This window comes from uncultured Ramlibacter sp., assembly GCF_936925435.1.
GTDB lineage: Bacteria > Pseudomonadota > Gammaproteobacteria > Burkholderiales > Burkholderiaceae_C > Ramlibacter.
This window is the reverse complement of the sequence record NZ_CAKZHQ010000043.1, coordinates 44,603-71,566: the sequence shown is the minus strand read 5'-3', so window position 1 is coordinate 71,566 and position 26,964 is coordinate 44,603. Positions and strand designations below refer to the sequence as shown.

General features: G+C 67.6%; 24 protein-coding genes. 5 read left to right on the top strand and 19 right to left on the bottom strand.

Translation table 11 applies throughout. The features are described from left to right. Positions 1-8 precede the first annotated feature (8 nt). The 8 genes from ispG to Q0632_RS16585 all read right to left on the bottom strand — a co-directional run bounded on the left by ispG (position 9) and on the right by Q0632_RS16585 (position 8,089). Positions 9-1,289, bottom strand: a complete 1,281-nt coding sequence (ispG, locus tag Q0632_RS16620) for a flavodoxin-dependent (E)-4-hydroxy-3-methylbut-2-enyl-diphosphate synthase (RefSeq protein WP_298932217.1) — start codon at positions 1,287-1,289, stop codon at positions 9-11. Next, the gene (locus Q0632_RS16615; RefSeq protein ID WP_298932215.1) at positions 1,289-2,281 is read right to left on the bottom strand and encodes a helix-turn-helix domain-containing protein; all 993 of its coding nucleotides are present in this window, start codon (positions 2,279-2,281) and stop codon (positions 1,289-1,291) included. Before Q0632_RS16615 ends, ispG begins: the two co-directional genes overlap by 1 nt. Next, the gene (gene pilW / locus Q0632_RS16610) at positions 2,274-3,044 is read right to left on the bottom strand and encodes a type IV pilus biogenesis/stability protein PilW (protein ID WP_298932213.1); all 771 of its coding nucleotides are present in this window, start codon (positions 3,042-3,044) and stop codon (positions 2,274-2,276) included. Before pilW ends, Q0632_RS16615 begins: the two co-directional genes overlap by 8 nt. Positions 3,045-3,103: 59 nt before the next feature. Beyond that, positions 3,104-4,258: a 23S rRNA (adenine(2503)-C(2))-methyltransferase RlmN gene (rlmN, locus tag Q0632_RS16605; RefSeq protein ID WP_298932211.1), complete on the bottom strand. Its 1,155-nt coding sequence runs from the start codon at positions 4,256-4,258 to the stop codon at positions 3,104-3,106. Positions 4,259-4,277: 19 nt separating this feature from the next. Next, on the bottom strand, positions 4,278-4,703 hold the full coding sequence (ndk, locus tag Q0632_RS16600; RefSeq protein WP_298932209.1) for a nucleoside-diphosphate kinase: 426 nt from the start codon (positions 4,701-4,703) through the stop codon (positions 4,278-4,280). A gap of 90 nt (positions 4,704-4,793) precedes the next feature. Then, a complete protein-coding gene (locus Q0632_RS16595) occupies positions 4,794-6,251 on the bottom strand; it encodes a pseudouridine synthase (protein ID WP_298932207.1) in 1,458 nt (485 codons plus the stop codon). Continuing rightward, the gene (gene scpB / locus Q0632_RS16590; protein WP_298932205.1) at positions 6,248-6,958 is read right to left on the bottom strand and encodes an SMC-Scp complex subunit ScpB; all 711 of its coding nucleotides are present in this window, start codon (positions 6,956-6,958) and stop codon (positions 6,248-6,250) included. Before scpB ends, Q0632_RS16595 begins: the two co-directional genes overlap by 4 nt. Positions 6,959-7,075: 117 nt before the next feature. Further along, on the bottom strand, positions 7,076-8,089 hold the full coding sequence (locus tag Q0632_RS16585) for an RluA family pseudouridine synthase (RefSeq protein ID WP_298932239.1): 1,014 nt from the start codon (positions 8,087-8,089) through the stop codon (positions 7,076-7,078). Between the two features lie 50 nt (positions 8,090-8,139). Here Q0632_RS16585 and Q0632_RS16580 point away from each other — a divergent pair, with 50 nt between their 5' ends. Continuing rightward, positions 8,140-8,952 (top strand): outer membrane protein assembly factor BamD, encoded by an 813-nt coding sequence (locus Q0632_RS16580; RefSeq protein ID WP_298932203.1) that lies wholly within the window; start codon positions 8,140-8,142, stop codon positions 8,950-8,952. 6 nt (positions 8,953-8,958) lie between these two features. Here Q0632_RS16580 and Q0632_RS16575 read toward each other — a convergent pair whose 3' ends face one another. Next, positions 8,959-10,959, bottom strand: coding sequence for an ATP-dependent DNA helicase (locus Q0632_RS16575; RefSeq protein WP_298932201.1), 2,001 nt, complete (start codon positions 10,957-10,959; stop codon positions 8,959-8,961). Beyond that, positions 10,959-11,162: a DUF465 domain-containing protein gene (locus tag Q0632_RS16570; protein ID WP_298932199.1), complete on the bottom strand. Its 204-nt coding sequence runs from the start codon at positions 11,160-11,162 to the stop codon at positions 10,959-10,961. Before Q0632_RS16570 ends, Q0632_RS16575 begins: the two co-directional genes overlap by 1 nt. Before the next feature lie 104 nt (positions 11,163-11,266). Here Q0632_RS16570 and Q0632_RS16565 point away from each other — a divergent pair, with 104 nt between their 5' ends. Then, on the top strand, positions 11,267-12,028 hold the full coding sequence (locus Q0632_RS16565) for a protein phosphatase 2C domain-containing protein (protein ID WP_298932194.1): 762 nt from the start codon (positions 11,267-11,269) through the stop codon (positions 12,026-12,028). 12 nt (positions 12,029-12,040) lie between these two features. Here the strand turns inward: Q0632_RS16565 and Q0632_RS16560 are convergent, their stop codons facing one another. The 8 genes from Q0632_RS16560 to Q0632_RS16525 form a co-directional block, all read right to left on the bottom strand. Continuing rightward, entirely contained in the window at positions 12,041-12,649 is a 609-nt protein-coding gene (locus Q0632_RS16560; RefSeq protein WP_298932191.1) for a hypothetical protein, read from the bottom strand. Then, on the bottom strand, positions 12,646-13,746 hold the full coding sequence (zapE, locus tag Q0632_RS16555; protein ID WP_298932189.1) for a cell division protein ZapE: 1,101 nt from the start codon (positions 13,744-13,746) through the stop codon (positions 12,646-12,648). The genes Q0632_RS16560 and zapE overlap by 4 nt, the downstream gene beginning before the upstream one ends. Position 13,747: 1 nt before the next feature. Beyond that, positions 13,748-15,166 carry a dihydrolipoyl dehydrogenase gene (gene lpdA, locus Q0632_RS16550; RefSeq protein WP_298932237.1) on the bottom strand — a complete coding sequence of 473 codons (1,419 nt, stop codon included), beginning with the start codon at positions 15,164-15,166 and terminating at the stop codon, positions 13,748-13,750. Between the two features lie 57 nt (positions 15,167-15,223). Beyond that, complete coding sequence (odhB, locus tag Q0632_RS16545; RefSeq protein ID WP_298932187.1) at positions 15,224-16,483, bottom strand: 2-oxoglutarate dehydrogenase complex dihydrolipoyllysine-residue succinyltransferase; 1,260 nt, start codon at positions 16,481-16,483, stop codon at positions 15,224-15,226. 63 nt (positions 16,484-16,546) lie between these two features. Continuing rightward, complete coding sequence (locus Q0632_RS16540) at positions 16,547-19,414, bottom strand: 2-oxoglutarate dehydrogenase E1 component (RefSeq protein ID WP_298932185.1); 2,868 nt, start codon at positions 19,412-19,414, stop codon at positions 16,547-16,549. A 294-nt stretch (positions 19,415-19,708) separates the two neighbouring features. After that, entirely contained in the window at positions 19,709-21,601 is a 1,893-nt protein-coding gene (locus Q0632_RS16535; RefSeq protein ID WP_298932183.1) for a propionate--CoA ligase, read from the bottom strand. 26 nt (positions 21,602-21,627) lie between these two features. Next, a complete protein-coding gene (locus Q0632_RS16530) occupies positions 21,628-22,236 on the bottom strand; it encodes an isochorismatase family protein (protein ID WP_298932181.1) in 609 nt (202 codons plus the stop codon). A gap of 81 nt (positions 22,237-22,317) precedes the next feature. Then, positions 22,318-23,124 (bottom strand): diguanylate cyclase, encoded by an 807-nt coding sequence (locus tag Q0632_RS16525; protein WP_298932179.1) that lies wholly within the window; start codon positions 23,122-23,124, stop codon positions 22,318-22,320. A 198-nt stretch (positions 23,125-23,322) separates the two neighbouring features. Between Q0632_RS16525 and Q0632_RS16520 the strand changes: the two genes are divergently transcribed. Together Q0632_RS16520 and Q0632_RS16515 are read left to right on the top strand one after the other, a co-directional pair. Beyond that, positions 23,323-24,423, top strand: coding sequence for a histidine kinase (locus Q0632_RS16520; protein ID WP_298932176.1), 1,101 nt, complete (start codon positions 23,323-23,325; stop codon positions 24,421-24,423). Positions 24,424-24,447: 24 nt separating this feature from the next. After that, entirely contained in the window at positions 24,448-25,095 is a 648-nt protein-coding gene (locus Q0632_RS16515; protein WP_298932172.1) for a response regulator transcription factor, read from the top strand. Positions 25,096-25,104: 9 nt separating this feature from the next. On the opposite strand, the gene Q0632_RS16510 is transcribed toward Q0632_RS16515, so the two are convergent. Next, on the bottom strand, positions 25,105-26,121 hold the full coding sequence (locus tag Q0632_RS16510; RefSeq protein ID WP_298932235.1) for a PQQ-dependent sugar dehydrogenase: 1,017 nt from the start codon (positions 26,119-26,121) through the stop codon (positions 25,105-25,107). Between the two features lie 242 nt (positions 26,122-26,363). Here Q0632_RS16510 and Q0632_RS16505 point away from each other — a divergent pair, with 242 nt between their 5' ends. Further along, complete coding sequence (locus Q0632_RS16505; RefSeq protein WP_298932169.1) at positions 26,364-26,930, top strand: C40 family peptidase; 567 nt, start codon at positions 26,364-26,366, stop codon at positions 26,928-26,930. Positions 26,931-26,964 lie beyond the last annotated feature (34 nt).

Genomic DNA, 26,964 nt, shown 5'->3' with positions numbered 1-26,964 from the left:
CCGGGGGGTCAGGCGGTTTCGGCGGCCTGCTGGCGACCGAAACGCTGTTCAATGTAGTTTTCGACGAGCTGGTGGAACTCGGTGGCGATGTTCTCGCCGCGCAGTGTCAAGGCCTTCTCGCCGTCGATGTAGACCGGCGCGGCGGGCGCCTCGCCGGTGCCCGGCAGGCTGATGCCGATGTCGGCGTGCTTGCTCTCGCCGGGGCCGTTGACGATGCAGCCCATCACGGCCACCTTCATCTTCTCGACGCCGGGATATTTCTTGCGCCAGACCGGCATCTGGGCGCGCAGGTAGTCGTCGATCTGCTTGGCCAGTTCCTGGAAGGTGGTGCTGGTGGTGCGCCCGCACCCCGGGCAGGCCGTGACGCTGGGCACGAAGCTGCGCAGGCCCAGTGACTGCAGGATCTCGGAGGCGATCACCACCTCCTGCGTGCGCGACTCGCCCGGCTGGGGCGTGAGTGAGACGCGGATGGTGTCGCCGATGCCCTCCTGCAGCAGGATGCCCAGGGCGACTGCCGAGGCCACCGTGCCCTTGGTGCCCATGCCGGCCTCGGTCAGGCCCAGGTGCAGCGCGTAGTCGCAGCGTTTGGCCAGTTCGCGGTAGACCGAGACCAGGTCCTGCACGCCGCTGACCTTGCACGACAGGATGATCTGGCTGCCGTCCATGCCCATTCCTTCGGCCCGCTTGGCCGACTCGATGGCCGAGGTGATCAGGGCCTCGTACATCACGGCCTTGGCGTCCCAGGGCTGGGCGCGGGCGCTGTTGGTGTCCATCAGGCTGGCCAGCAGTTCCTGGTCCAGGCTGCCCCAGTTGACGCCGATGCGCACTGACTTGTTCCAGCGCATCGCCGCCTCGATCATCTGGCCGAACTGGCGGTCGTGCTTGTCGCCCTTGCCCACATTGCCGGGATTGATGCGGTACTTGGACAGGGCCTGCGCGCAGTCCGGGTAGTCGGTGAGCAGGCGGTGGCCGTTGTAGTGGAAGTCGCCGATCAGGGGCACGTCGATGCCCATGCGATCGAGCTGCTCGCGGATGAACGGCACCTGCGCCGCCGCCTCCGGCGTGTTCACCGTGATGCGGACCATCTCGGAACCGGCGATGGCCAGCTCCTTGACCTGGATGGCCGTGCCGATGGCGTCCACCGTGTCGGTGTTGGTCATCGACTGCACGCGCACCGGCGCGTCGCCGCCCACGGTGACGACGCGCGAGCCCCAGACGGTGCGCGCCTGGCGCGAACGGCGGGCCTTGGGCGCCGCCGCCTCGATGGGCAGGCAGGGTTGTTCGCTCACTACTTCACCTCGAAACGGGCAACGTTGTCGCGCGCCACAGCGCCCAGATCGAAGGCCTGGCCGCGCACCTGCACTTCGGTGGCGCTGACGCGGCCCACGGTCACCGTCAGCGGCAGCGCGCCGGAAGCGCCGGCCGTCTCGCCAGCCACCATCATGCGCCGCAGCACGCTGACGCCCTTGGCGTCAGTGACGCTGATCCAGGATTCGCCGCTGGTCTTGAACACCACGGTGCCGCCAGCGGCCGGGGTCGGGGTCGGGGTCGGGGTCGGGGTCGGGGTCACGACGGTGGCGCTTGCTGCCTTGGCCGCGGTCGTCTGGGCCGTGACCACGGCGGTCGGGCTGGCAATGGTCGGGGCCGACACCGTGGGTGACACCGCCGCTGGCGTGGCGCGCGTCACGGTGGCCGCCATCACGACGGGAGCGGGAGCGACCGCACTGGCAACGGCGGCCGGCGCGGGAGCCGGTGTGGGAGCGGCAGCCGGGACGACCACGGGCACAGGTTCGCTCATGGCCACGGCCTGGGCCTTCTCGTCCGGCGCCGCTTCGTCACGCATGGCGGGCAGAAAGATCAGCACCAGCGCGCCCAGCAGCAGGGCAAACACGGCCAGGAAGACCGGCTTGGACATCTGGTCGATCCAGGAGGGGCCTGCGCCGTCGCTGGGTGCGCGGAACGGGGCGTTGATGCCGTCGCTGGCATTGACCAAGCGCGGCGCGGTGGTTTGCGGCATGCGCTCGAGCACCGGCTGCGGATCGATCTTCAGGGTGCGGCAGACGCTGGAGGCCAAGGCCCGCACGAACACGGCGTCGGTCAGCAGGTCGAAGCGGTTGTCCTCCAGCGCCTCGAGCTTGCGCACCGGCACCTTCAGCGCCACTGCCAGCGCGGCGACATGCAGGCCTGCGGCCTCGCGCGCCTGTCGCAGCAGCATGCCCGCCGTCACGCCGTCACCAGCAACCTGCTGCGCAGCGCCTGCCGCCACTTCGTTCTCACTCATCGAAGGCTCCACGGTCATAGGCTGCGACCTGGCGCGATTGCGGGAAGCGCTTGCGCAGCTGCTCGCCCAGCTGGTTCATGGCCACGCGGTCGTTGAGCTTGCGCTCGACCTTGATGCCCAGCCACAGGCTCTCGGCATTGGCCAGATCGCTGTTGTTCAGGCGTCGGATGTAGAACTGCGAACGCACCAACTCGCCGCGTTGGTACAGCAGGTTGGCCAGGTTGTACCCGGTCACCGGGTTGGCGGCATCGAGCTCAAGGGAACGCGCCAGGCTGCGCTCGGCGTCGGCCTTGCGGCCGGCGCGCGCCTCGCACAGGCCCTGGGTCATCAGGGTCTTGGCACGGTCCTGGTACATGGGGTTGGCCATGGCCGCCGTGAAGGACACCTGGGCCTCGCTGTAACGGGCTTGCTGGCATTGCAGCCAGCCCAGGTTGTGCAGCGCGTTGGCGTCGCGCGGGTTGAGCGCCAGCGCCCGCTTGAAGCTGTCTTCCGCCAGACGCAGGTCGTTCATGCGCATGTAGATCACGCCCCGCATGCTGTAGGCCTCGGGAAAGCTCGGGTCGATGGTGATGACCTGCTTGAGTTCGTCCAGGGCGATGTCGGTCTTGCCCTGCTCGAAATAGCCCACGGCCAGTTCCATGCGGATGCGGGCGCGCTTGCGTGCCTCGGGCTCGTCCGACGCCGTCATGACGTCGGCGGTCGACGCTGCCGAAGCTTCGCCGGGCTTGTTGGCACATCCCGCAAGCGCCAGCAGCGCCCCCATGAGGCAGGCCCATGGCAGCAAACCGCCCCAAGCCGCCACCCCCCGCCCAACGCAGATCCTCATCGCGATGTCTCCTTGGCGGTGGCAGCCACCGCCGGCATCTGTTTCAGCACCACAGTGCGCTGCTGGGCGATCCGCTGGCCCACACGGGTGCGGTCCTTGACATCGCCGGCGAGCTGTCCGCAGGCCGCGTCGATGTCGTCCCCCCTGGTTTTGCGCACAGTGGTGACGATACCAGCATCACTGAGGATTTTCGCGAAAGCGACGACCTGCTTGTTGGGCGAACGCGTCAGGCCCGACTGCGGAAATGGATTGAAGGGAATCAGGTTGATCTTGCACGACACGCCGCGGCCGCCATGGCGCGTAACAAGGTCCACCAGCTGCTGCGCGTGCTCGGGCAGGTCGTTGACGCCATCGAGCATGCAGTACTCGAAGGTGATGAAGTCGCGCGGCGCATGCTCGAGGTAGCGGATGCAGGTGTCCAGCAGCTCGGCCAGCGGATATTTTTTATTGAGTGGCACCAGGTTGTCGCGCAACGCGTCGTTGGGCGCATGCAGCGAGACCGCCAGCGCCACCGGACAGTCCTGCCCCAGCCTGTCCATCATCGGCACCACGCCGGAGGTCGAGACGGTGACGCGGCGGCGCGACAGGCCATAGCCGTGGTCGTCCAGCATGACGCGCAACGCGGGCACCAGGGCCGAGTAGTTTTGCAGCGGCTCGCCCATGCCCATCATCACCACATTGGAGATGACGCGTTCGTTGCGCTTGAGATGCTGGCGCAGGAAGTGCTCGGCGAACCAGAGTTGGGCGACGATCTCGCCGGTGCTGAGGTTGCGGGAAAAGCCCTGGTGGCCGGTGGAGCAGAAGCGACAGCCGACGGCGCAGCCGGCCTGTGACGACACGCACAGCGTGCCGCGGTCGTCCTCGGGGATGAAAACCGCCTCGACGGCGTCGCCATTGCCCACATCGAACAGCCACTTGATGGTGCCGTCGGTGGACTCCTGCTGGCTGATGACCTGCAGGCCTTCGACCCGGGCGGTGGTGGCGAGCTTCTCGCGCAGCGATTTCGCCAGGTCGCTCATCTGGCCGAAGTCGCGCGCGCCGCGCTGGTGGATCCAGCGGAACAGCTGGGTGGCGCGGAAGCGCTTCTCGCCCAGCGTTTCGCAAAACGCGGCCAGCCCCTCCAGATCGAAGTCGAGAAGATTGGCCGTCATTGCATGCGGGATTCCCGCCTTAGCGGGAATAGACGTTCATGCCGGGGAAGAAGAAGCCCACTTCCACCTTGGCGGTGTCGACGGCGTCCGAGCCGTGCACGGCGTTGGCGTCGATGCTGTCGGCGAAGTCGGCGCGGATGGTGCCCTTGTCGGCCTTCTTGGGGTCGGTGGCGCCCATCAGCTCACGGTTCTTCAGGACGGCGTTCTCGCCCTCGAGCGCCTGGATCATCACCGGGCCGGAGATCATGAATTCGACCAGATCCTTGAAGAAGGGGCGCTCCTTGTGGACGGCGTAGAACTGCTCGGCTTCGCCGCGCGACAGGTGGGCCATACGGGCGGCCACGACCTTCAGGCCGGCGGCTTCGAAGCGGGCGTAGATCTGGCCGATCACGTTTTTCGCCACTGCGTCGGGCTTGATGATGGAGAGAGTGCGTTCGATTGCCATGTTGGATTTCCTGTGAATTGAATTGTTAGGGTTTTGCCGCATTCCAAAGTTTCGGCAAAGCCTCGAATTTTAACCCGCGCGGATGACGCGCTAACGGCCGCGGCCGCCGCGGCGCTGTCCGCCGCCACCACCACCGCCCGTACCACCACCACCACCACCACCACCACCACCACCACCACGGCGCGGACCGCCGGGGCCTTGCCCCTGGCCGCCCTGGCGCTGGCGGGTGAAGCTGTCGGCGCCGATGTAGCCGAAAGCGGTTTTCATCGGATCGGGCTGGGCGCTGCCGCCACCCTGACGGTCACCACCACGGTCGTTGCCGCGGTCGTTACGGTCGTTGCGACGCTTCTGGCCTTGGCCTTGGCCACCGCCGCGCTGCTGCGGACCGCCCGGCCCGCGCTGCTGGCCTTCGCCGCCGGCGCCCCGCGGACCCCCGGTGCGGTTGCCGCGCCGGCGGTTGCGGCCGCCCCGGCCTTCGCCCTCTTCCGAGGTCTCACGCGGCGGTGCGCCGGCGCCGGATTCGCCGGCAGCCTGCATCAGGGAGCGGATGTCGCGCTCGTCCAGTTCCATGAAAGCGCCGCGCTTGAGGCCCCTGGGCAGCAGCATGGCGCCATAGCGGATGCGGATCAGCCGGCTGACGGCATGGCCCAGGCCCTCGAACAGGCGGCGCACCTCGCGGTTGCGGCCCTCGGAAATCGTCACCCGGTACCATGTGTTGGCGCCTTCGCCGCCGCCGTCCTCGATCGAGCGGAACTGTGCCCGGCCGTCTTCCAGCTCGATGCCGTCGAGCAAGCGTTTCTTTTCCTCGCCGCTCAGGGCACCCAGCACGCGCACGGCGTACTCGCGCTCCAGGCCGAAGCGCGGATGCATCAGCCGGTTGGCCAGTTCGCCCGAGCTGGTGAACAGCAGCAGCCCTTCGGTGTTCAGGTCGAGCCGGCCGACCGACTGCCACTTGCCCTGGTAGAGCTTGGGCAGTTTGCGAAAGACCGTGGGACGATTTTGCGGATCATCATGGGTCACGACTTCGCCCACCGGCTTGTGGTAGGCGATCACCCGTGCCGGCGGCGGCGCGATGCGAAAGCGGATGGGCTTGCCATTGATCTTGATCTGGTCGCCGAACTGGATGCGCTGGCCGATGTGGGCGGGCTCGTTGTTGACCGAGATCCGGCCCTCCATGATCAGCTGCTCCATCTCCAGCCGCGAGCCCAGGCCGGACTGCGCCAGCACCTTGTGCAGCTTGGGGGTCTCGGCCTGTGCACCCAGCACCCGCTTGGGCAGGGTGACCTCGGCGCTGCCCTCGTCGGCGTCGAACTGGCCGGACACCACGTCCTCGAAACGGATGGGTACCGTGGGCGCGGCGTCGGCCTGGCGGCCCTGGCGCGGCTCATCACCGTCCTCATCTTCGTCTTCGTCCAGATCGAGGTCGTCGTCCTCATGGCTGTCGGCGCTGGCTGCTTGCCGCTGCACGGGCTGGGCCGGCACGGGCGGCGTGTCCGTCTCCACGGTCTCGGGATCGGGTACGCCTTGGCCTTCGGTGGGATCGTTCATGCTTTTTCTTGGGTCAAGGCTGCCGGGTCCTCGTCGTCGGCCACGGCTTCATCGGGGGAGAGATCAGCCGGCGGCTCGCCGCCGGCTTGCGCTGGTGCTGGCTCGGTCTGCGCCAGCGCTTCCATTTCCAGGCCGGGTTGCAGCTGCAGCGCCTGGGCGGCAGCGCCCAGCGACTCCAGCACACTGGCTTGCTGGGCAGGGCTGTCCAGCAGGGGCAGCTGGTCCAGCGACTCCAGGCCCAGGTCGTCCAGGAACTGGCGGGTGGTGGCGAACAGCGCCGGCCGACCGGGCGCCTCGCGGTGGCCGATCACCTCGACCCAGCCGCGGTCCTCAAGCTGCTTGAGGATCAGGCTGTTGATGGTCACACCGCGGATATCTTCCATGTCACCGCGCGTGACCGGCTGCCGGTAGGCGATGATGGCCAGCGTCTCCAGGGTGGCCCGGGTGTACTTGGGCGGCTTTTCCGGGTGCAGGCGGTCCAGGTGCTCGCGCATCTCGGGCCGGCTCTGAAAACGCCAGCCGCTAGCCACGCTCACCAGTTCGACACCACGCTGCGCCCAGTCGTTCTGCAGGTCCTGCAGCAGGGTCTTGATCGTGTCGGCGCCCAGTTCGTCGTTGAACAGCACGCGCAGCTCCCGCACGGGCAGGGGCTGCTGCGAGCAGATCAAGGCAGTTTCCAGGACGCGCTTGGCATCCGTCGTATTCATGGTCTTGCGGTTCTTCGGAAAAGGCGCCATTCGGGCGCGTGGGTCTCAGGGCCAATCCGGGGCGATTCTCTCGCTGCTGCGCACGGCCATTGCCTACCGGGCGCCTGCCACCGCGGGCTAGCCGGGGGCGTGGCTCTTGAGCCATTCAGATTCATTGTAACGCAGCCCCCAGTCGCGCAGTGCCGCCGACAGGTCGGCCGGCGGCACGGACTGGAACGCCAGCGGCTGGCCGGTGACAGGATGAACGAAGGCCAGCCGGAAAGCGTGCAAGGCCTGGCGCTGCATGCCTGCCGCCGGCGCGCCGCCGTACAGGCCGTCGGCCACCAGCGGATGGCCGATGTGCGCCATGTGGACGCGGATCTGGTGCGTGCGTCCCGTCCTCAAGCTCGCCTGCACCCAGCAGCCATGCTCACAATTTTGCAGCAATTCAAACAAGGTGGACGCCGCCTTTCCGGCGGTCTTGTCCATGTCGACGGCCGCCATGCGAAGCCGGTTGCGCGGGTCGCGGCCGACCGCCTCGTTCACCTCGCGCCGGCGCGCCCCCAGCCAGGGCCGGTGCGCCAGCGCCACGTACTGGCGCGTCACCTCGCGCGCCGCGATCAGCCGTACCAGGGCATCCATGGTGGCGCGGGTACGCGCCACCACCATCAGGCCGCTGGTGTCCTTGTCCAGCCGGTGCACGATGCCAGCGCGCGGCAGCAGTGCGGCCTTGTCGTCGCGCGCCAGCAGGCCATTGAGCAGAGTCCCGCTCCAGTTGCCCGGCGCGGGATGCACCACCAGGCCGGCCGGCTTGTCGACCACCAGCAGGTGTTCGTCCTCATAGACCACCGACAGCGCCATGGGCTCGGCCTTGAAGGCCTGGCTCTGCGGCGTGGGCCGCAGCTCGACCTCGCCCGTGTCGCCGGCGCGCACCTTGTGCGCCGAGCGCAGGCAAGGCCGGCCGTTCAGGCGCACCGAGCCGGCCTCGAGGAGTTGCTGCAGGTAGCTGCGGGAGAACTCCGGCACCAGCGCGGCCAGGGCGCGGTCCAGCCGCTCGCCGTCGCGCGTGGCATCGATGGCGAAAGCCCGCAGTTCCAGCTCGGGGCCGGCGTCGGCGGCCTCGTCCAGCACCTGCTGCGCCTCTGGCGGCAAAGGGTCGGCTGATAGAATGAATTTGCCCTGTTTCAAGAAAGTCCGTGCTGATGCTTCGAGCCAAATTATCGGTTGTCCCAGTCCTGCTGCCGGGCGCACTGGTCCTGGCGGCATTGCTCGCGGGCTGTTCGTCCACGCCGGACGACAAGACTGCTGCCTGGAGCCCCAACCGGATTTATGCCGAGGCCAAGGACGAAATGAACTCGGGCGCCTACGACAAGGCGATCCCACTGTTCGAAAAGCTCGAGGGCCGCGCCGCCGGCACGCCGCTGGCGCAGCAGGCCCAGCTGGAAAAGGCCTATGCCCACTACAAGGCCGGCGAACAAGCGCAGGCGCAGTCCACACTGGACCGCTTCATCAAGCTGCACCCGGCCAGCCCGGCGCTCGACTATGCCCTGTATCTCAAGGGCATCGTCAACTTCAACGACAACCTGGGCATGTTCTCCTTCATCACGCAGCAGGACCTGTCCGAGCGCGACCAGAAGGCGGCCAAGGAATCCTTTGAGGCCTTCAAGGAACTGGTCGCGCGCTACCCGGAGTCGCGCTACACGCCCGACGCCCGAGCCCGCATGACCTACATCGTCAATTCGCTGGCGCAGTATGAGGTGCATGTCGCCCGCTACTACCTCAGCCGCGGCGCCTATGTGGCGGCCGTCAGCCGGGCCCAGGTCGCGGTGACCGAGTACCAGGACGTGCCGGCGATCGAAGAGGCCCTGTTCATCCTGTACCGCTCGTACACCGCGCTGGGCATGGAGCAGCTGGCCGGCGACACGCGCCGCGTGCTGGAGAAGAATTACCCCGCCAGCGCCTACCTGACGCAAGGCGGCAAGGGCTCGCAGAACGCCTGGTGGAAGTTCTGGTAGACCTGCTCAGGCCGCCGACGCGCCGGCGCTCTGGCCCAGCGCATCGAGCGCCTCACTGAATTCCTCTTCCGACTGCAATCTGCGCATGGGCGGCAGGGCCCCGAGCAGGCGCTTGCCGTAGCCCATGCTGGCCAGCCGGGTGTCGCATACCACCAGCAGGCCCTGGTCCGATTCGCGGCGGATCAGCCGTCCGGCGCCCTGCTTGAGGGCCACCGCTGCCTCCGGCACGAAGTAGTCGTTGAAGGCGCTGCGCCCCTGCCCCTCCAGGCGCTGGGCCCTGGCCTCGACCAGCGGGTCGCCTGGCGGCGGGAACGGCAGCTTGTCGATCACCACCAACTGCAAGGCATCGCCGGGCACGTCCACCCCTTCCCAGAACGAGGCCGAGGCCACCAGCACGCAGCCCGGGCGCCCCTGGGAAGCGCCCTCGCGGAAGCGTTCGATCAGGCGGCGCTTGGGCCACTGGCCCTGGACCAGGATCTCGACCTGCTGCGAGCCCTCGAAGCGCGCCTGCAGGTCCTCGCCGACGGCACGCAGGGCGCGCAGCGTGGTGGTCAGCACCATGGTGCGCCCGCCCAGCCGGCGTGCCGCGTCCGCTGCCAGCGCGGCGACCTGGGCGCTATGCGCCGGGTCATTGGGTTTGGCCAGCTGGCGCGGCACGTACAGCGCCGCCTGCTGCGCATAGTCGAACGGGCTGCCCACCCGCAGCACCTGCGCCTCGCCCAGGCCGCAGGGCTCGGTGAACCAGCTCAGGCGGGCATCGTCGCCCAGGGTCGCGGAAGTGAAAATCCAGGACCTGGAAGCGCCCTCGCCATCCTCGGCGCCGCTGCGCAGCATCTTGGCCTGCACGGCCTGTGCGATGTCAAGCGGCGACTCCACCAGGCGCAACTGCTGGCCCACATCGACCCAGCGCACCGCGCCGGACTCACACTCGCCAGTAAAGCGTCCCGCCCGCTGGGCGAACAGTTCTGCACGCTCGACCAGGCGGGTGAAGTCAGGGGCGATCTCGCTGACCGTGGCCAGCGCTTGGGCCGCCCGGGTGCAGGCCGTCTGCACCCCAGCCAGCGCCTGACGCCAGTCATCGGCCGGCACCTGCTCGGGCGCTTCGCCGGTCCAGCGCAGCCGGGCGCCGGGCCAGGACTTGCCCACCACCAGCCGCAGCTCGCGCGCCGAGCGCTCCACGTCGGCAGCCGTGCCTTGCCAGTCCACCAGGCCGCGCGCCAGCTGCAGGCCGGTGGCCAGCAGGTCGTGCGCGAAGTCCAGCACCTGGCCGGTGGTCAGCTGCGTGCCCAGGAACTGCACGCCGGTTTCGTTGAGCTGGTGGGCTTCGTCGAAGATGGCCACCCGCACGGTCGGCAGCAGTTCGGCCATGCCTGACTCGCGCACCGCCAGGTCGGCAAAGAACAGGTGGTGGTTGACCACCACCACGTCGGCCGCCATGGCCTCCTTGCGGGCCAGGTTGACATGGCAGGCACGGAATTTCGGGCACTGCGAGCCCAGGCAGTTCTCCCGCGTCGAAGTGACCAGCGGGATCAGCGGCGAGCGCTCGTCCAGCCCCGGCAGTTCGGCCAGGTCGCCGGTGCGGGTGGCCTGGGACCATTCCTCGATCCTGGCCAGGGAACGGGCACTGGTGCGGTCGGCCTGCTCGCGGGCCTGTTCCATGCGGTGCAGGCACAGGTAGCTGGCGCGCCCCTTGAGCAAGGCGGTGCGCAGCGGCAGGCCCAGCGCCTGCACCAGGCGCGGCAGGTCGCGCCCGAACAGTTGGTCCTGCAAGGTCTTGGTGGCGGTGGACACCAGCACGCGCTCGCCCGACATCAGTGCCGGCACCAGGTAGGAAAAGGTCTTGCCGACGCCGGTGCCGGCCTCGACCACCAGGGCGCCGCCCTCGGCGATGGTCCGGGCCACAGCCATGGCCATCTCGGTCTGCTGCGGCCGGGGACGGAATTCGTCGGCCGCCCGGGACAGGACGCCCCCGGGCGCAAAGGCCTCGCGCACACTGTCCTCAAGCATCACGCCGGCTCTTTGGGATCGAGCGCCAGCTCCAGCCGGGCCAGCAGGTCACGCAGGGCCAGGCGGCGCTTCTTGAGCCGCCGCATCATCAGCTCGTCGACGGGCACCTGCTGGCTGGCGCGATCGATCAGCGCGTCCAGATCGGCGTGCTCGATGCGCAGCTCGATCAGGCGCCGCTCGGGGGAGTGAAGGTTGGAGTCCAAGAAAACTGCGGCGCCGGGGGTGCGCGGTCGGTGTGTTCGATAATACGTCTTTCACGCCCAACAATCGAGCGCGGCGCCCAGCGCGCCAAGCCGGCACTTCATCCATGGCCAAAGGTTACCGACTCACCGCTTCAACGGGCATCCACAAGGGTGACCGTGAATACCAGCAGGACCAGGTCGCGCTGATCAGCCACCCGCGAGTGACCGGCTGTGTGCTGGGCATCGTGGCCGATGGCATGGGCGGGCGCAGCGGCGGCCGCAAGGCCTCCGACCAGGTCATGCTCACCGCCAAGCAGCTGTTCGAGCGCTATTCGCCCGACCACGATGACGCGCCTTCGGTCCTCAAGCAGATGGTGCAGGAAGCCCACCTGGTCATCAAGCTCACGGCGATCTCGGCCGAACAGGAGCCGCACAGCACGCTGGCCGCCTTCCTGATCAACCCCAACGGCGACTGCCACTGGGTCCATGCCGGCGACTCGCGGCTCTACCACTTCCACGGCAGCAAGCTGGTGCGGCGCACCGCCGACCACTCCTATGTGCAGACCCTGGTCGACAAGGGCGAACTGAGCGAGGAAGAGGCCAACGTCCATCCCCAGTCGAACATCCTGATGGGCTGCCTGGGCTCCGAGGACGAGCCGCCGGCCGACCTGCATTTCATTCCCCAGCTGCGGCCGGGCGATGTGCTGCTGGCCTGCAGCGACGGTGTCTGGCACTACTTCAACCCGAGCGAGCTCGGTTCGGTACTGTCCTCGCTGTCGCCGCGCGAAGCCACCGAGTTCCTGATCGAAAAGGCCCGCTCGCGCGCCCGCGGCGGCGGCGACAACCTGTCGCTGGTGATCGTCAAACTCGAGCCGCTGGACGGCTGAGGCGCGTCCCGCTCAGGGCGGGACCGGCAGCGGCTGGGCGGCGGTCTTCTTGTTCTCGGCCGCCCGCTCCTCGGTGCGCTGCTTGTGCTGCTGCGCCTGCTGCTGCTTTTTTTCGTAGCTCTGCGTGTTGGCCGCAGCGTCGGGCTTCTTCGGTTCAGCCGCCTGCCGTGCCGGCTGGGCTGGCTTGGGCTCGGCAGCCCGCCTGGCTTCGGCCTGGCCGCGTTCTGCCGCCTTCTCGGCCGCCCGCTGCTCGCGTTGCTGCTGCTCGGCCAGGACCCTGGCCCTCTGGTCGACCGCTTCCTGCTGCTTTTGCGCCGAATTGCGCTCCTCGAGTTGCTGCAGGCGCTCGGCACCGCGGCGCTTGCGTTCGGCATCGTTCAGGGCGATTTCCTCGCGGCGCAGGTCGGCCAGCACGCTGCGCCGGCGGACCTTGGCTTCATTGAGGCAGTCGTTGACCGCGAACTTGCCGTAGCAGGCCCTCTCTTCCTGCGCGTAACGGGCTTCGGCCTGGGCCCGCTGCGCACCGATGCGCGCGCGAGCGTCTGCGTCCTCCTGCGGCGCCTGGGCGGCGGCGGGAAGGCAGCAGGCCAGCATGGCCAGGCAACTGAGCAGGGACTTCATGTCAGGCGGGTATCGACATTGCGGCGCTCCAGCGCCAGGAACTCGGCCGATTGCATTTCGTTCAGGCGGGACACGGTGCGGGGAAACTCATGGGCCAGCGGCCCGTCCGTGTACAACGCCTCGGGCGGCACCTGGGCTGACATGATCAATTTGACCCGCCGGTCGTACAACACGTCGACCAGCCAGGTGAAGCGGCGCGCCTCCGAGGCCATGCGCACCGGCATGTAGGGCACGTCGGACAGCAGCACGGTGTGGAACTGGGTGGCGATCTCCAGGTAGTCGTTCTGCGAGCGCGGGCCGCCGCAGAGCGTCTTGAAGTCGAACCAGACCAGGCCGCCGGCGCGGCGCCGCGAGCGGATCTCGCGCTGCTCGATGTGCAGCACCGGGTCTTCGTCATGGGTCTCGGCCAGCCGGTTGAAGGCCTCGCTCATCTGCGCATCCGCCTCGGGGCCCAGAGGCGTGTGGTAGAGCTTGACCTGCTCCATGGTGCGGCGCCGGTAGTCCGTGCCGTTGTCCACATTCACCACTTCCAGCTTCGCATTGAGCAGCGCGATGGCCGGCAGGATGCGGTCGCGGTGCAAACCGTTCGGGTACAAGTCGTCGGGCTTGAAGTTGGAGGTGGTGACAAAGCCCACCCCGTTGTCGAACAGCGCGTCCAGCAGCCGGTGCAGGATCATCGCGTCGGTGATGTCGGCGACATGGAACTCGTCGAAGCAGATCAGGCGGTAGCGTTTGGCGATGCGTTCACCCAGCGCATCGAGCGGGTTGACCGTGCCCTGCAGATCGGACAGCTCGCGGTGCACCTCTCGCATGAACTCATGGAAATGTAGGCGGGTCTTGCGCACCAGCGGCACGGCATTGAAAAAGCAGTCCATCAGGAAGCTTTTGCCGCGCCCCACCCCGCCGTGCATGTAGACCCCGCGCGGAATGGCGGGGCGGTTGATCAGCTTCTTGAAGGCGTTGGAACGCTGCTCCTTGTAGCCTGCCCACTCGCTGGCGCAGCGCTCCAGGGCCGCCACGGCGCGCAGTTGCGCGGGGTCACTGGCGTACCCCCGCGTCTTGAGCTCCGCGTCGTAGGCTTCCCGGACCGTGGTCACACTAGAAGTTCAGTGTGCGCTTGTCGACGGCCAGGGCCGCTTCCTTGGTCGCCTCGGACAGCGACGGGTGGGCATGGCAGATGCGGGCGATGTCCTCGCTGCTGGCCTTGAACTCCATGGCCACGACGGCTTCGGAAATCAGCTCGCTGACCTGCGGGCCCACCATGTGCACGCCCAGGATCTCGTCGGTGGTGGCGTCGGCCAGGAACTTGACCATGCCGGTGGTGTCGCCCAGCGCGCGCGCGCGGCCGTTGGCCATGAAGGGGAAGGTGCCGGCCTTGTACTTCACGCCGGCGGCCTTGAGCTGCTGCTCGGTCTGGCCGACCCAGGCGATCTCGGGGCTGGTGTAGATCACCCAGGGGATGGTGTTGAAGTTGACGTGGCCGTGCTGGCCGGCGATGCGCTCGGCCACCGCCACGCCCTCTTCCTCCGCCTTGTGCGCCAGCATGGGGCCGCGCACCACGTCACCCACCGCCCAGACGTTGGGCAGGCTGGTCTTGCACTCGGCATCCACCGCGATGGCGCCGCGCTCGTCGAGCTTCAGGCCCACGGCCTCGGCGTTCAGACCGATGGTGTTGGGCACGCGACCGATCGAGATGATCAGCTTGTCGGCGTCCAGGGTCTGGGCCTCACCCTTGGCGTTGGTCCAGGCAATCGACACGCCCTTCTTGCCGCTCTTGATCTCGCCGACCTTGACGCCCAGCTCGATCTTCAGGCCCTGCTTGTCGAAAGCCTTCTTGGCCTCCTTGGCGATCTGCTCGTCGACCGCGCCCAGGAACGTGGGCAGGGCTTCGAGCACGGTGACTTCCGCGCCCAGGCGGCGCCAGACCGAACCCATCTCCAGGCCGATCACGCCCGAGCCGATCAAGGCCAGCTTCTTGGGCACGCCCTGGATGCGCAGGGCGCCGTCGTTGGACAGGATGGTCTCCTCGTCGAACGGCGCGCCCGGCAGCGCACGGGCATTGGAGCCGGTGGCCAAAATGATGTGCTTGCCGGTGATGCTTTCCTCGCCGGCCTTGATCTCGTAGCCGCCCTCGGCCGCCTTCACGAAGGAGCCACGGCCGTGGAAGAACGTGACCTTGTTCTTCTTGAACAGGAAGAGGATGCCGTCGTTGTTCTGTTTGACGACGGTGTTCTTGCGCGCAAGCATCTTGCCCAGGTCCAGGCCCAGGCCCTTGACTTCGATGCCGTGCTCGGCAAAGTGCTTGCCGGCATGTTCGTAGTGCTCCGAGGACTGCAGCAGCGCCTTGGACGGAATACAGCCAACGTTGGTGCAGGTCCCGCCCGGGGCCGGGCCGCCCTTGTCGTTCTTCCACTCGTCGATGCAGGCCGTGTTGAAGCCCAGCTGGGCCGCGCGGATTGCGGCGATGTAGCCGCCAGGACCGCCGCCGATGACGATCACGTCAAATGATTTCATGATTTTTGATTCCGAAAATCATGGACAAGGACGCGGCCTTCAGGCCGCGTTATCGTCCGTTTAAATATCAAACAGCAGACGCGACGGATCTTCCAGCGCTTCCTTCATCGCCACCAGGCCCAGCACGGCTTCGCGGCCGTCGATGATGCGGTGGTCGTAGCTCATGGCCAGGTAGTTCATCGGGCGGATGACGATCTGGCCGTTCTCCACCACCGCGCGGTCCTTGGTGGCATGCACGCCCAGGATGGCCGACTGCGGCGGGTTGATGATGGGCGTCGACAGCATGGAGCCGAAGGTGCCGCCATTGCTGATGGAGAAGGTGCCGCCGGTCATCTCCTCGATGCCGAGCTTGCCGTCCTGTGCCTTCTTGCCGTACTCGGCGATCTTCTTTTCGATCTCGGCAAAACTCATCTGGTCCGCGTTGCGCAGGATGGGCACGACCAGGCCGCGCGGCGAACCGACGGCGATGCCGATGTCGAAGTAGCCGTGGTAGACGATGTCGTTGCCGTCCACGCTGGCGTTGATGACCGGGAACTTCTTGAGCGCATGGACCGCGGCCTTGACGAAGAAGCTCATGAAGCCGATCTTCACGCCGTGTTCCTTGGTGAACGCGTCCTGGAACTTCTTGCGCATTTCCATCACCGGCGCCATGTTCACCTCGTTGAAGGTGGTCAGGATGGCGTTGCTCGATTGCGACTGCAGCAGGCGCTCGGCGACGCGGGCGCGCAGGCGGCTCATGGGCACACGCTGCTCGGGCCGCTCGCCCAGTTCCAGGGTCCGGCCCGGGGCCGCCACCTGGGGAAGGGAAACGGCTGCAGCCCGCGCCACCGGGACCGAAGCCGCTACAGATTTAGGAGCGCCGCCGGCCACAGCGCCAAGCACGTCGCCCTTGGTGACGCGGCCATCCTTGCCGGTGCCGGGCACCGAACCACTGGCCAGGTTGTTGTCGGCCATCAGCTTGGCAGCCGCCGGCATGGCGACGCCGGCCTTGGAGCCGGTCGTGGCCGCGGCGGCTGCCGCGGGAGCGGGAGCAGGCGCTGCGGCGGCAGGTGCCGGCGCAGCGACGGCCGCGCCCTTGCCTTCGGTGTCGATGCGCGCGATGAGCTGCTCGGCCAGCACGGTGCCGCCGTCGCCCACCAGGATCTCGGCGAGCACGCCGGCGCTGGGGGCCGGCACTTCCAGCACCACCTTGTCGGTTTCGATCTCGATCAGGATCTCGTCCTGGGCGACGGCCTCACCGACCTTTTTCTTCCATTGCAGCATGGTCGCTTCGGCGACGGATTCGGACAGCTGCGGGACCTTGACTTCTACGATAGCCATTGTTGTTCCTAAGTATTTTTTTCGAAGGACGAGGCCGGCGCAACCGGGCCTCGTTGTCCCGCTTTATTTCGTGAGCACGAAGCCCTTGAGCTTGCCGAAGGCGCCGTCGACCAAAGCCTTTTGCTGCTCCTGGTGCAGGTGCGAGTAGCCCACCGCCGGCGAGGCCGAGGCGGCACGGCCGGAGTAACCCAGCTTCTGGCCGTCGAGCATGTTCTCGTGGATGTAGTGCTGCACGAAGAACCAGGCGCCCTGGTTCTGCGGCTCGTCCTGGCACCAGACGATGTCGGTGGCGTTGGGGTACTTCTTGAGCTCGGCGGCGAACACCTTGTGCGGGAAGGGATAGAGCTGCTCGACGCGCAGGATGACTGCGTCGTCAAAGCCCTTCTCCTCGCGCTTCTTGGCCAGATCGAAATAGACCTTGCCGGAGCACACGACGATGCGCTTGACCTTGTCGGCCTTGAGGTCCTTGTTCTCCGGGATGACGGTCTGGAAGCCGCCCCTGGTGAACTCCGACAGCGGCGAGGTGGCGTCCTTGTTGCGCAGCAGCGACTTGGGCGTCATGATGATCAGCGGCTTGCGCAGCGGGCGCACCATCTGGCGGCGCAGCACGTGGAAGATCTGGCTGGCCGTCGTGGGCTGCACCACCTGCATGTTGGTGTCGGCCGACAGCTGCATGAAGCGCTCCAGGCGGGCCGAGCTGTGCTCCGGGCCCTGGCCTTCGTAGCCGTGCGGCAGCATCAGGGTGATGCCGTTGACGCGGCCCCACTTGACCTCGCCCGAGGCGATGAACTGGTCGATCACCACCTGGGCGCCGTTGGCGAAGTCGCCGAACTGGGCTTCCCAGATCACCAGGGTGTTGGGATCGTTCGAGGCGTAGCCGTACTCGAAGCCCAGCACCGCCTCTTCCGACAGGATGGAGTCGATGACGACATAAGGCGCCTGGTTGTCGGCCACGTGGCACAGCGGCACGTAGGTGCCTTCGTCGAACTTCTCGCGGTTCTGGTCGTGCAGCACCGAGTGGCGGTGGGTGAAGGTGCCGCGGCCGCAGTCCTCGCCCGACAGGCGCACCGGGTAGCCGCTGGCCACCAGGGAGGCGAAAGCCATGTGCTCGCCCATGCCCCAGTCGACGTTGACATCGCCGCGGCCCATGGCGGCGCGGTCGAGCAGCACCTTGTTGACCAGCGGGTGCGGCGTGAAGCCGGCCGGTACGGTGGTGATCTTCTCGGCCAGTCGCTTCCACTCGGCCGTCGGAATGGCGGTGTCGGCGGCGTCGGTCCACTTCTTGCCCAGGTAGGGGCTCCAGTCGACCGCGAACTTGCTCTTGAAGTTGGTCAGCACCGGGTCGACCGTGTGCTTGCCGGCGTCCATGGCGGCGCGGTAGGCCTTGACCATGTCCTCGCCCAGCGTGTCACCCAGGCCCTGGGCCGACAGCTTGTCGGCGTAGAGCTTGCGCGTGCCCGGATGGGTGCCGATCTTCTTGTACATCAGCGGCTGGGTCAGCGCCGGCGTGTCCTGCTCGTTGTGGCCCAGCTTGCGGAAACACACGATGTCCAGCACCACGTCCTTGCTGAACTCCATGCGGTAGTCCAGCGCGATCTGGGTGGCCAGCACCACTGCCTCGGGATCGTCGCCGTTGACGTGCAGCACCGGCGCCTCGATCATCTTGACGATGTCGGTGCAGTACAGGGTGGAGCGCGCGTCGCGCGGATCGGAGGTGGTGAAGCCGATCTGGTTGTTGATGACGATGTGGACCGTGCCGCCGGTGAAGTAGCCGCGGGTTTCGGCCAGCGCCAGGGTTTCCATCACCACGCCCTGGCCGGCGAAGGCAGCGTCGCCGTGCACCTGCACGGGCAGCACCTGCTTGCCCTGCGGGTCGGCGCGGCGGTCCATGCGGGCCCGCACCGAGCCCTCGACCACCGGGTTGACGATCTCCAGGTGCGAGGGGTTGAAGGCCAGGCTCAGGTGGACCGGGCCGCCGGGGGTGGTCACGTCCGAGCTGAAGCCCTGGTGGTACTTGACGTCACCGGAGGGCAGGTCTTCCTTGGCCGTGTGGTCGAACTCGGCGAACAGGTCGGCGGGCATCTTGCCCATGGTGTTGACCAGCACGTTCAGGCGACCGCGGTGGGCCATGCCGATCACGATCTCCTGCACGCCCTTGGCGCCGGAACGCTGGATCAGTTCGTCCATCGAGGCGATGAAGCTTTCGCCGCCTTCCAGCGAGAAGCGCTTCTGGCCCACGTACTTGGTGTGCAGGAAGCGCTCCAGGCCTTCGGCCGCGGTGACGCGGTCGAGGATCTGCTTTTTCTGATCGGCCAGGAAGTTGGGCTTGCTGCGGATCGATTCGAGCTTTTGCTGCCACCAGCGCTTCTTGCCCTGGTCGCTGATGTACATGTACTCGGCGCCGATGGTGCCGCAGTAGGTTTCGCGCAGCGCGTTGAGCAGCTCGCGCAGCGACATCGTCTCCTTGCCGAAGAAGGTGTTGCTGGTGTTGAAGATGGTTTCCTGGTCGGCGTCGGAGAAGCCGTAGAAGGACGGGTCCAGCTCGGGGATCTTCTCGCGCTCGGCGCGCTTGAGCGGGTCCAGGTCGGCCCAGCGGGCGCCGACGTTGCGGTAGGCGGCGATCAGCTGCTGCACCGCGGTGCGCTTGCGGCCCATTTCGGAATCGGCGCCGGTGGCCTGGACCACGCGGGTGCCGCCCTGCTTGGCGCGCTCGGCAAAGGCATTGATCACCGGCAGGTGGGCGATGTCCTTGGCGTTGCTGCCGTCGGCGGCGGGAACGTTCTGCAAGGCGTCGAAGTATTCACGCCAGTTGTCGGGCACGCTGCCGGGGTTGGCGAGGTAGTTCTCGTACATCTCCTCGACATAGGGCGCGTTGCCGCCGAAGAGATACGAATTGCCCTGGTAGGCCGTGTAGACGGTGCTGTCACTCATGCTGCGCTACTTTCCGCCCCCCTGCAGGAGGCCTTGGCTGGTTGTAGAAACCTTCCGCGACACGGCTGGACCGGTTGGCGGATGCGACTGTGGCTGGAAGGGGCCGGGTTGCGACCTCAATTGTGCCATCGATCGCACAGGCCCGCCAGGCGGGCCTGTGCTGGACTCAGAGACCACGTGTTCATGCCGAAGCCGGCACATCCCCTGTTTTCGGCACGGTCCAGCCAGGCTTGAGGGCGCCAGTCTGCTCTTGTTTTGAGAGCATCCAGCCCAATCAAACCGGGAGCTGGAGGGCTATCCAACCAAAGAATCGAGGACCTGGCGCAGCGCCGCAGGGTCTTCAATGGTGGTCAGGTCGCCGGCGTCGCGGCCCTCGCACACGGCCTGGATGGCGCGGCGCAGCAATTTGCCGCTGCGGGTTTTGGGCAGCAGGCTCACAAAACGCACCCGCGCCGGCCGCGCCAGGGCGCCCAGCTGGCTGTCGACCAGCTTCATGATCTCGCCTTCCAGCCGCAGGCGGCCGGCCTCGTCGGCCACGGCCGCGGCATCGCGCGCCACCACGAAGGCCATGGCCACCTGGCCCTTGAGCGCATCGGCCACACCAACCACGGCCACCTCGGCCACGTTGGCATGGCTGGAAATGCTCTCCTCGATCTCGCGCGTGCCCAGCCTGTGGCCGGCGACGTTGATGACGTCGTCGGTGCGGCCCAGGATGTAGTAGTAGCCGTCCGCATCGCGGATGCCCCAATCGAAGGTGTTGTAGACCATCCGGCCGGGGATGCTCTGCCAGTAGGTCTTGACGAAGCGCTCATCGTCGCGCCAGACGGTCTGCATGAAGCCCGGCGGCGTCGGCCCCTCGATCACCACCACGCCCTTCTGGCCGGGCTCGACCAGTTCCTGGCCCGTGCTCTCGTGCAGGATCTTGACCTTGTAGCCGGCCATGGGCACGCCGGGGCTGCCGAACTTGCTGGCCTTCTTCTCGACGCCATTGGCGATGGTCAGGATGGGCCAGCCGCTTTCGGTCTGCCAGTAGTTGTCGATGATGGGCACGCCCAGCGCCTCGCTGATCCAGCGCGCCGTCGGCTCGTCCAGCGGCTCGCCCGCCAGGAACAGCGCCTTCAGACTGGAGAGATCGTGCTTCTTGAGGAAGGCCGGATCCTGTTTCTTGAGCACGCGCACCGCCGTCGGGGCGGTGAACATGGTGCGCACCTTGTATTTCTCCACCAGGCTCCACCAGATGCCGGCGTCGGGCCGTACCGGCAGGCCCTCGTACAAGATGGTGGCCATGCCGGCGATCAGCGGGCCGTAGACGATGTAGCTGTGCCCCACCACCCAGCCAATGTCGCTGGCGCAAAAGAAGGTGGCGCCGGCCTCACCCTGGAAGATGTGCTCCATGCTGGCCGCCAGCGCCACCGCATAGCCGCCGACGTCGCGCTGCACGCCCTTGGGCTTGCCGGTCGTGCCGCTGGTGTAGATGGTGTAGCTGGTGGCCGTCGCGTCCAGCCAGACGCAGGCCACTTCGGTGTCCAGGTGGGCCTGGCGCAGCGCCGCCCAGTCGTGGTCGCGCCCGGCCACCCGCTCCATGGGCGCCAGGCCGCGGTCGGCCAGCAGCACGGCCTGCGGCTTGTGGCTGGACAAGCGGATCGCCTCGTCCAGCAGCGGCTTGTAGGCCAGGACCTTGCCGCCGCGCGAGCCGGCATCGGCGCTGACGATCACGCGGGGCTGGGCGTCCTCGATGCGGGACGCCAGCGAGACCGAGGCAAAGCCGCCGAACACCACGCTATGGATGGCGCCGATGCGCGCACAAGCCAGCATGGTGAAGACCGCCTCGGCCACCATGGGCATGTACAACAGCACCCGGTCGCCCTGGCGCACGCCCAACGCCTGCAGCATCGCCGCAGTGTGCTGCACCTCGGCATGCAACTCGCGGAAGCTGTAGGCCTTCTCGACGCCGGTTTCGGTGGAGACGCTGATCAGCGCCGGCTGGTCGCCGCGCGCGGCCAGGTGGCGGTCGACCGCGTTGTGGCACAGATTGGTGGTGCCGCCGGCGAACCAGCGCGTGAACGGCGGCCGGCTGTTGTCGCAGATGGACTGCGGCGCCTGCTGCCAATCGATCAGGCGGGCCTGTTCGGCCCAGAAAGCGTCCGGCTCCTCGACGGAGCGGCGGTGGAACTCAGCGTAGGTCACTCGGGCCTCCAGGGTTGGCGACCACGCTATTTGACCAGCGCGAGGACCTCCTTGAACAGCGGGTGTTCCGCAGTACGCAGCCATTCAAAGGCCACCATCTCGGTGGTCACCAGCTCGGCGCCGGCACCGGCCAGGCGGTCGAAGGCGGCGTCGCGGTTGCGCTCGCTGCGCGAGCCGCAGGCGTCGGTGACGACCCAAACCTCGAACTCCTCGTCCAGCAGGTCCAACGCCGTCTGCAGCAGGCAGACATGGGCCTCGCAGCCAGCCACCACCACGGTGTTGCGGCTCTCGGCAGGCGCTGGCGCGGCCTTTTGCAGGTGCTTGGGCAGGCTGCGGGCGTTGCCGCCCTGGGCCGGGCGGGCCGGCGGCCGCAGGCGCTCGGCCAGACCCTCGGCGCAGGCGCTGAAATGCAGCTTGCCCACCACCTTGTCCAGCAGCGGGCGCAGCTCGGGCACGGTCTCGCCCAGGCCTTGCGGGTTCTCCTCGGTGCCCCAGGAGGGAATATCGAACAGGCGGGCCATGCGGGCCAGGCGCAGCGCATTGGCCAGCACGGCGCCGGACTCGTGGATGGCCGGCATCAGGGCGCTCTGGTAGTCCACCAGCAGCAGTTGGGAATCGTCGGGGTCAAGCAGCATCGGGCATTCCTTGGAAGACCCGATTATTCCAGCCCTGAGAGTCGACCCCCAGGACGCGGCCCAGCGGCGCTCAGTGGGTGCTCAATGGGCAGCCAGGCTCATCGGACGGGAATGGCTCTCGCGCTCGCGCTGCAGGTACAGGACGCGGCGTTGCTCTTCCGCGCGCAGCCGGGCCAGGTCGGCGACCAGTTGCTGCTGGAAGGCTGTGACGGACCCGGCCTCGTCCGGCATGGCGTCGACCAGCACCTCGGGCACCAGCATGATCTCGTCGTCGTCGGCATCGAACTCGATGCAGCAGGCCTGGCCGAACACGCTTTCCACCGCGGCGCGCGCCTGGTCGCGGTTCAGGCCGGGCAGCGCCAGGCTGAACTGGGTCCTGCCGGTGCGGGCCGCCACACCATAGCCACCGGCGACAGCTTCCAGCTGGCGGGCCACCTGGCCCAGCAGGGTGCGGCTGACCGCGGCGCCGTAGATGCTATGGACTTCCAGCAAGTCGTCAAATTCGAAGACCACCACGCTCAGCGTGCGGCCGCTGCGGCGGGCGCGTTCCAGCAGGACAGCGCTTTCCCGGGCAAAGCCGGACTGGCTGTACAGGCCGGTTGCGGAGTCGAGCAGACCACGCGAAGCTGCCAGCGAACGGCGCAGCACCACGCCGCCGGACTTCAGGGCCAGCAGGCCCAGCAGGCTGGACACCAGGGCGCCGGGCGCCAGCAATTCAGCCGGGGCCATGCCACCCAGGATGTACAGGGACAGGGCAAACAGGGTGGCAAAGGCCGCCGCCATGGCCAGCGCGGGCCAGCCGGTCTGGTCCAGCCAGCCATGGGCAAAGCCACGGGGGCGCAGAGCGCCCGGCAGGGCAGTGATGGCAGCGCCGGGAACGGGGGTCATTGGGGTCTCTCCTGCATGGTCAACTTCGTCTGCAACGATGAAACCATTGGGTGCAACCGGGCCCTTAGGCGATTGGCGCGGACGGTTTAGGGCAAATTCCTAAGCTGGCGTATCTGGGGCGGACGCGCAGGCCGGCGCCAACAGGGTTTGCAAGCGCAACCCGCGCGGTAAACTCGCCGCAATACCGCCTGCTCAACAATGCCGAACGACGCATCCCCCGAAACCACCGACGTCAGGCTGCTGTGCGTGGAGGACAACCCGGACGACGTCGAACTGATGGCCCTGGCGCTGGAGCGGGCCGATCCGCAGCGCAAGTACCTGCTGCACCGCGTGGACGACGCCGGCGGCTTCACCGAAGCCCTGGCCCAGAGCCAGGAGTTCGACGTCATCCTGTGCGACTTCAACATGCCGCGCTTCTCGCCGTATGCAGCCCTGCAGATCCTGCTGGCGCGGCGCTGCAGCACGCCGCTGGTGGTGGTAACCCGGGCCATCGGCGAGGAAGCGGCGGTCCACGTGCTGCGCTGCGGCGCCAAGGACTACCTGACCAAGGACAAGCTGGGCACACTGCCGCAAATCATCGAGCGGGTGATCGCCGAGCGCCGGCGCGTGCTCGAACAGGAACGGCTGGCCCAGGAGCTCGATGCCGCCTACCGGCGCCTGAAGCGGCTGTCGGCCAAGCTGGTGGTGGCGCAAGAGCGCGAACGCACCCTGATTTCGCGCGAGCTGCACGACCAGCTGGGCCAGACCCTCACCGGCATGGTGATCCACCTGCACGCGGCCAAACGCGCGCCCAGCGAGGACGCCGCCAAGCTGCACACCGAGACCGCGATGGAGATGGCGCAGGGCGCCGTCAAGCAGCTCAAGACCCTGTCGTTCTCGTTGCGGCCTGCCCAGTTGGACCTGCTGGGCCTGGTGGCGGCCGTCCAATCAGCCGTCCAGCGCATCGGCGAGCCGGCCGGCTTGGCCTACACCGTCACCTCGCGCGGCAAGGAGCCCGCCGTCCTGGGCGAGACCGCCTCGGTGGCCGTCCGGCTGGTGCAGGAGGCTCTCAACAACATCGTGCGGCACGCCCAGGCTACACATGTCGTGGTGCGCCTGCGCTTCCTGCCCGGCGGCGCCATCGGCATGCTGGTGGTGGACGACGGCGTCGGTTTCGACAAGCAAGATGTGCTGTCCGGCCCCACCAGCGAACACAATGTGGGACTGCACGGCATGATCGAGCGCACCGAGCTGGCGGGCGGGCGTCTTCACATCCGCACCCGGCCCGGTGTCGGAGTCGCGATCCGCGCAGTGCTATAGGCTTCAGGCGTCCAAGGAAAGACCATGAAAAACACCAGCGCACCACAGCCCATCCGTGTGGTGCTTGCCGATGACCACGATCTCGTGCGCTCAGGAATCAAGGCCTTGCTGTCCCTCGTGGCCGGCGTGGAGGTGATCGCCGAAGCGCGCGACGGCAAGGAACTGATCACCCTGGTCGACAGCCTCAAGCCCGACGTGGTGATGACCGACATCTCCATGCCTGGCATGGATGGCATCACCGCGATCTCCCAGATCCACGCCAGCCACCCCAAGGTGCACCTGCTGGTGTTGTCCATGTACGACACCGTCGACTTCGTCAAGCGCGCAGTGGCCAACGGTGCCTGCGGCTACCTGATGAAGGATGCGCCGCCCTTCGAGCTGGAGCAGGCGGTGCGCAGCGTGATGGCCACCGGAAGCTATTTCAGCCCGGCGATCGCCCAGCGCCTGCTGCAGCCCTCCGAGCCCACGGCGGACGACGAGCTGACCCACCGCCAAGTGGAAATCCTCAAGCTGATCGCCCAGGGCCGCGCTTCCAAGGAGATCGCGTTCGAGCTGGGCCTGTCGCCCAAGACGGTGGACGTGCACCGGGCCCGCATCATGGAGCGGCTGCGCCTGAACGACATCGCCAGCCTGACCCTCTACGCGGTGCGCAAGGGCCTGATCAAACCCTGAGCCCGGCCTTCAGGGCGGCAGCAGGCGCAGCAGCCGGCCCTTGTCGCTGTCGGTCAGCACATAGAGCAGGCCGTCGGGCCCCTGGCGCACGTCGCGGATGCGGCCCTGCCCTTCCAGCAGTTTGTGTTCGCGCAGCACCTTGGCGCCAGCCAGCTCGATGCGGGCCAGGTAGCCAAACTTGAGGGAACCCACGAACAGGTTGCCCTTCATGGCCGGGCCGTAACGCTCGCTGGTGAGAAAGGCCATGCCCGACGGCGCGATCGACGGCACCCAGTAGTGCAGCGGTGGCTCCGTGCCGGGGTGCGCGCTCAGGCCCGCGCCGATCTTGCCGCCGCCATAGTTCTCGCCGAAGGTGGCCAGGGGCCAGCCGTAGTTGCGGCCGGCCTGCGACAGGTTGATCTCGTCGCCGCCCTGCGGACCGTGCTCATGGATCCAGAACCTGCCGTCGGGCGCCAGCGCTGCGCCCTGCGGGTTGCGGTGGCCCAGGCTCCAGATTTCCGGCAGTGCACCGGAGCGGCCCTCGAAGGGATTGCCGCGCGCCGGCGCCCCTTCCTTGTCCAGCCGCACGACCTTGCCCAGGTGGTTGTCCAGCTTTTGCGCGTCCTGCATCCGGCTGTAGCGCTCGCCCAGGGTAAGGAACAGGCTGCCGTCGGCCGCCTCAACGATGCGGCAACCGAAATGCAGGCTGCTCGCCACCTTGGGCTGCTGGCGGAACAGCACTTTGACATCCTCCAGCCGGCTGCGGTCGGCCGCCAGCCGGGCCCGGGCCAGGGCCGTGCCGTTGCCGCCGGCCCCCGGTTCGGAGAAGCAGAAATAGACCGTGCTGTTGCGGGCAACGGCCGAATCGGCCACCAGGTCCAGCAGGCCACCCTGCCCGCCCGCCGCCACCTGGGGCAGGCCGGCCAGCGGCGGGCCCAGCTTGCCGTCGGCTTCGATCACGCGCATGCGGCCGGGCCGCTCGGTCACCAGGAACCTGCCCTCGGACAGGAAAGCCAGGGCCCAGGGATGCTCCAGTGCACCGGCCACTTCCTGGACCTTCCAGTCCTGGGCGGCGGCAGGCGCGGCCCATGCCGACAGGCAGACAGCGGCCGCAAACAGCAAGTTTTTCACGCGGATTCCTTGGCTTGAACCAGACCCATTCTTCCCGTAAAACCTGGCGGCTGCAGGCCCAGCTTTACAGGATGCGCCATGATTACTATATAAATCAAAGACATAGGTAAATTACCTAACTTGACTTCTCCGGTTCAGACAGGGTAAGCTCGCGCCCCATGTCCCGCTGGCTCTGCCTTGTCATCACCCTCACCTGCGCTACCGCGCAGGCTGCGCCCGCCACGGCTGAGGACGATCTGGGCCGCCTGATGGCGGAAAAAGGCCTGCTGACCCGGCTGGAACTGGTGGGCAACAGCGTCAAAGTCGGCGCCATCGCCGCCCGCGACAGCGCCTCCGACCTGGTCTTCAATGCGATGGGCTTCCTGGGCGTGCCTTACCGCCGCGGCGGCAGCTCGGCCGACACCGGCTTCGACTGCAGCGGCTTCGTGCGCGCCATGTACGAGCAGACCGTGGGCCTGATCCTGCCGCGCCGCGCCAACGAGCAGGCAGCCGCCACCCAGAAGATCGACAAGCAGGACCTGCAGCCGGGCGACCTGGTGTTCTTCAACACCATGCGCCAGACCTTCAGCCATGTCGGCATCTATGTCGGTGACGGCAAATTCATCCACTCGCCCAAGCCCGGTGCCCAGGTCCGCGTCGAGGACATGGGCGTGGCCTACTGGGCGCGCCGCTTCGACGGCGCCCGGCGCGTGAACGCCTCTCAGGACACTGCCGCCACCAGGTGAGCGGCCGGCGCAGCGCGCCGCCCTTCTCGTTGTT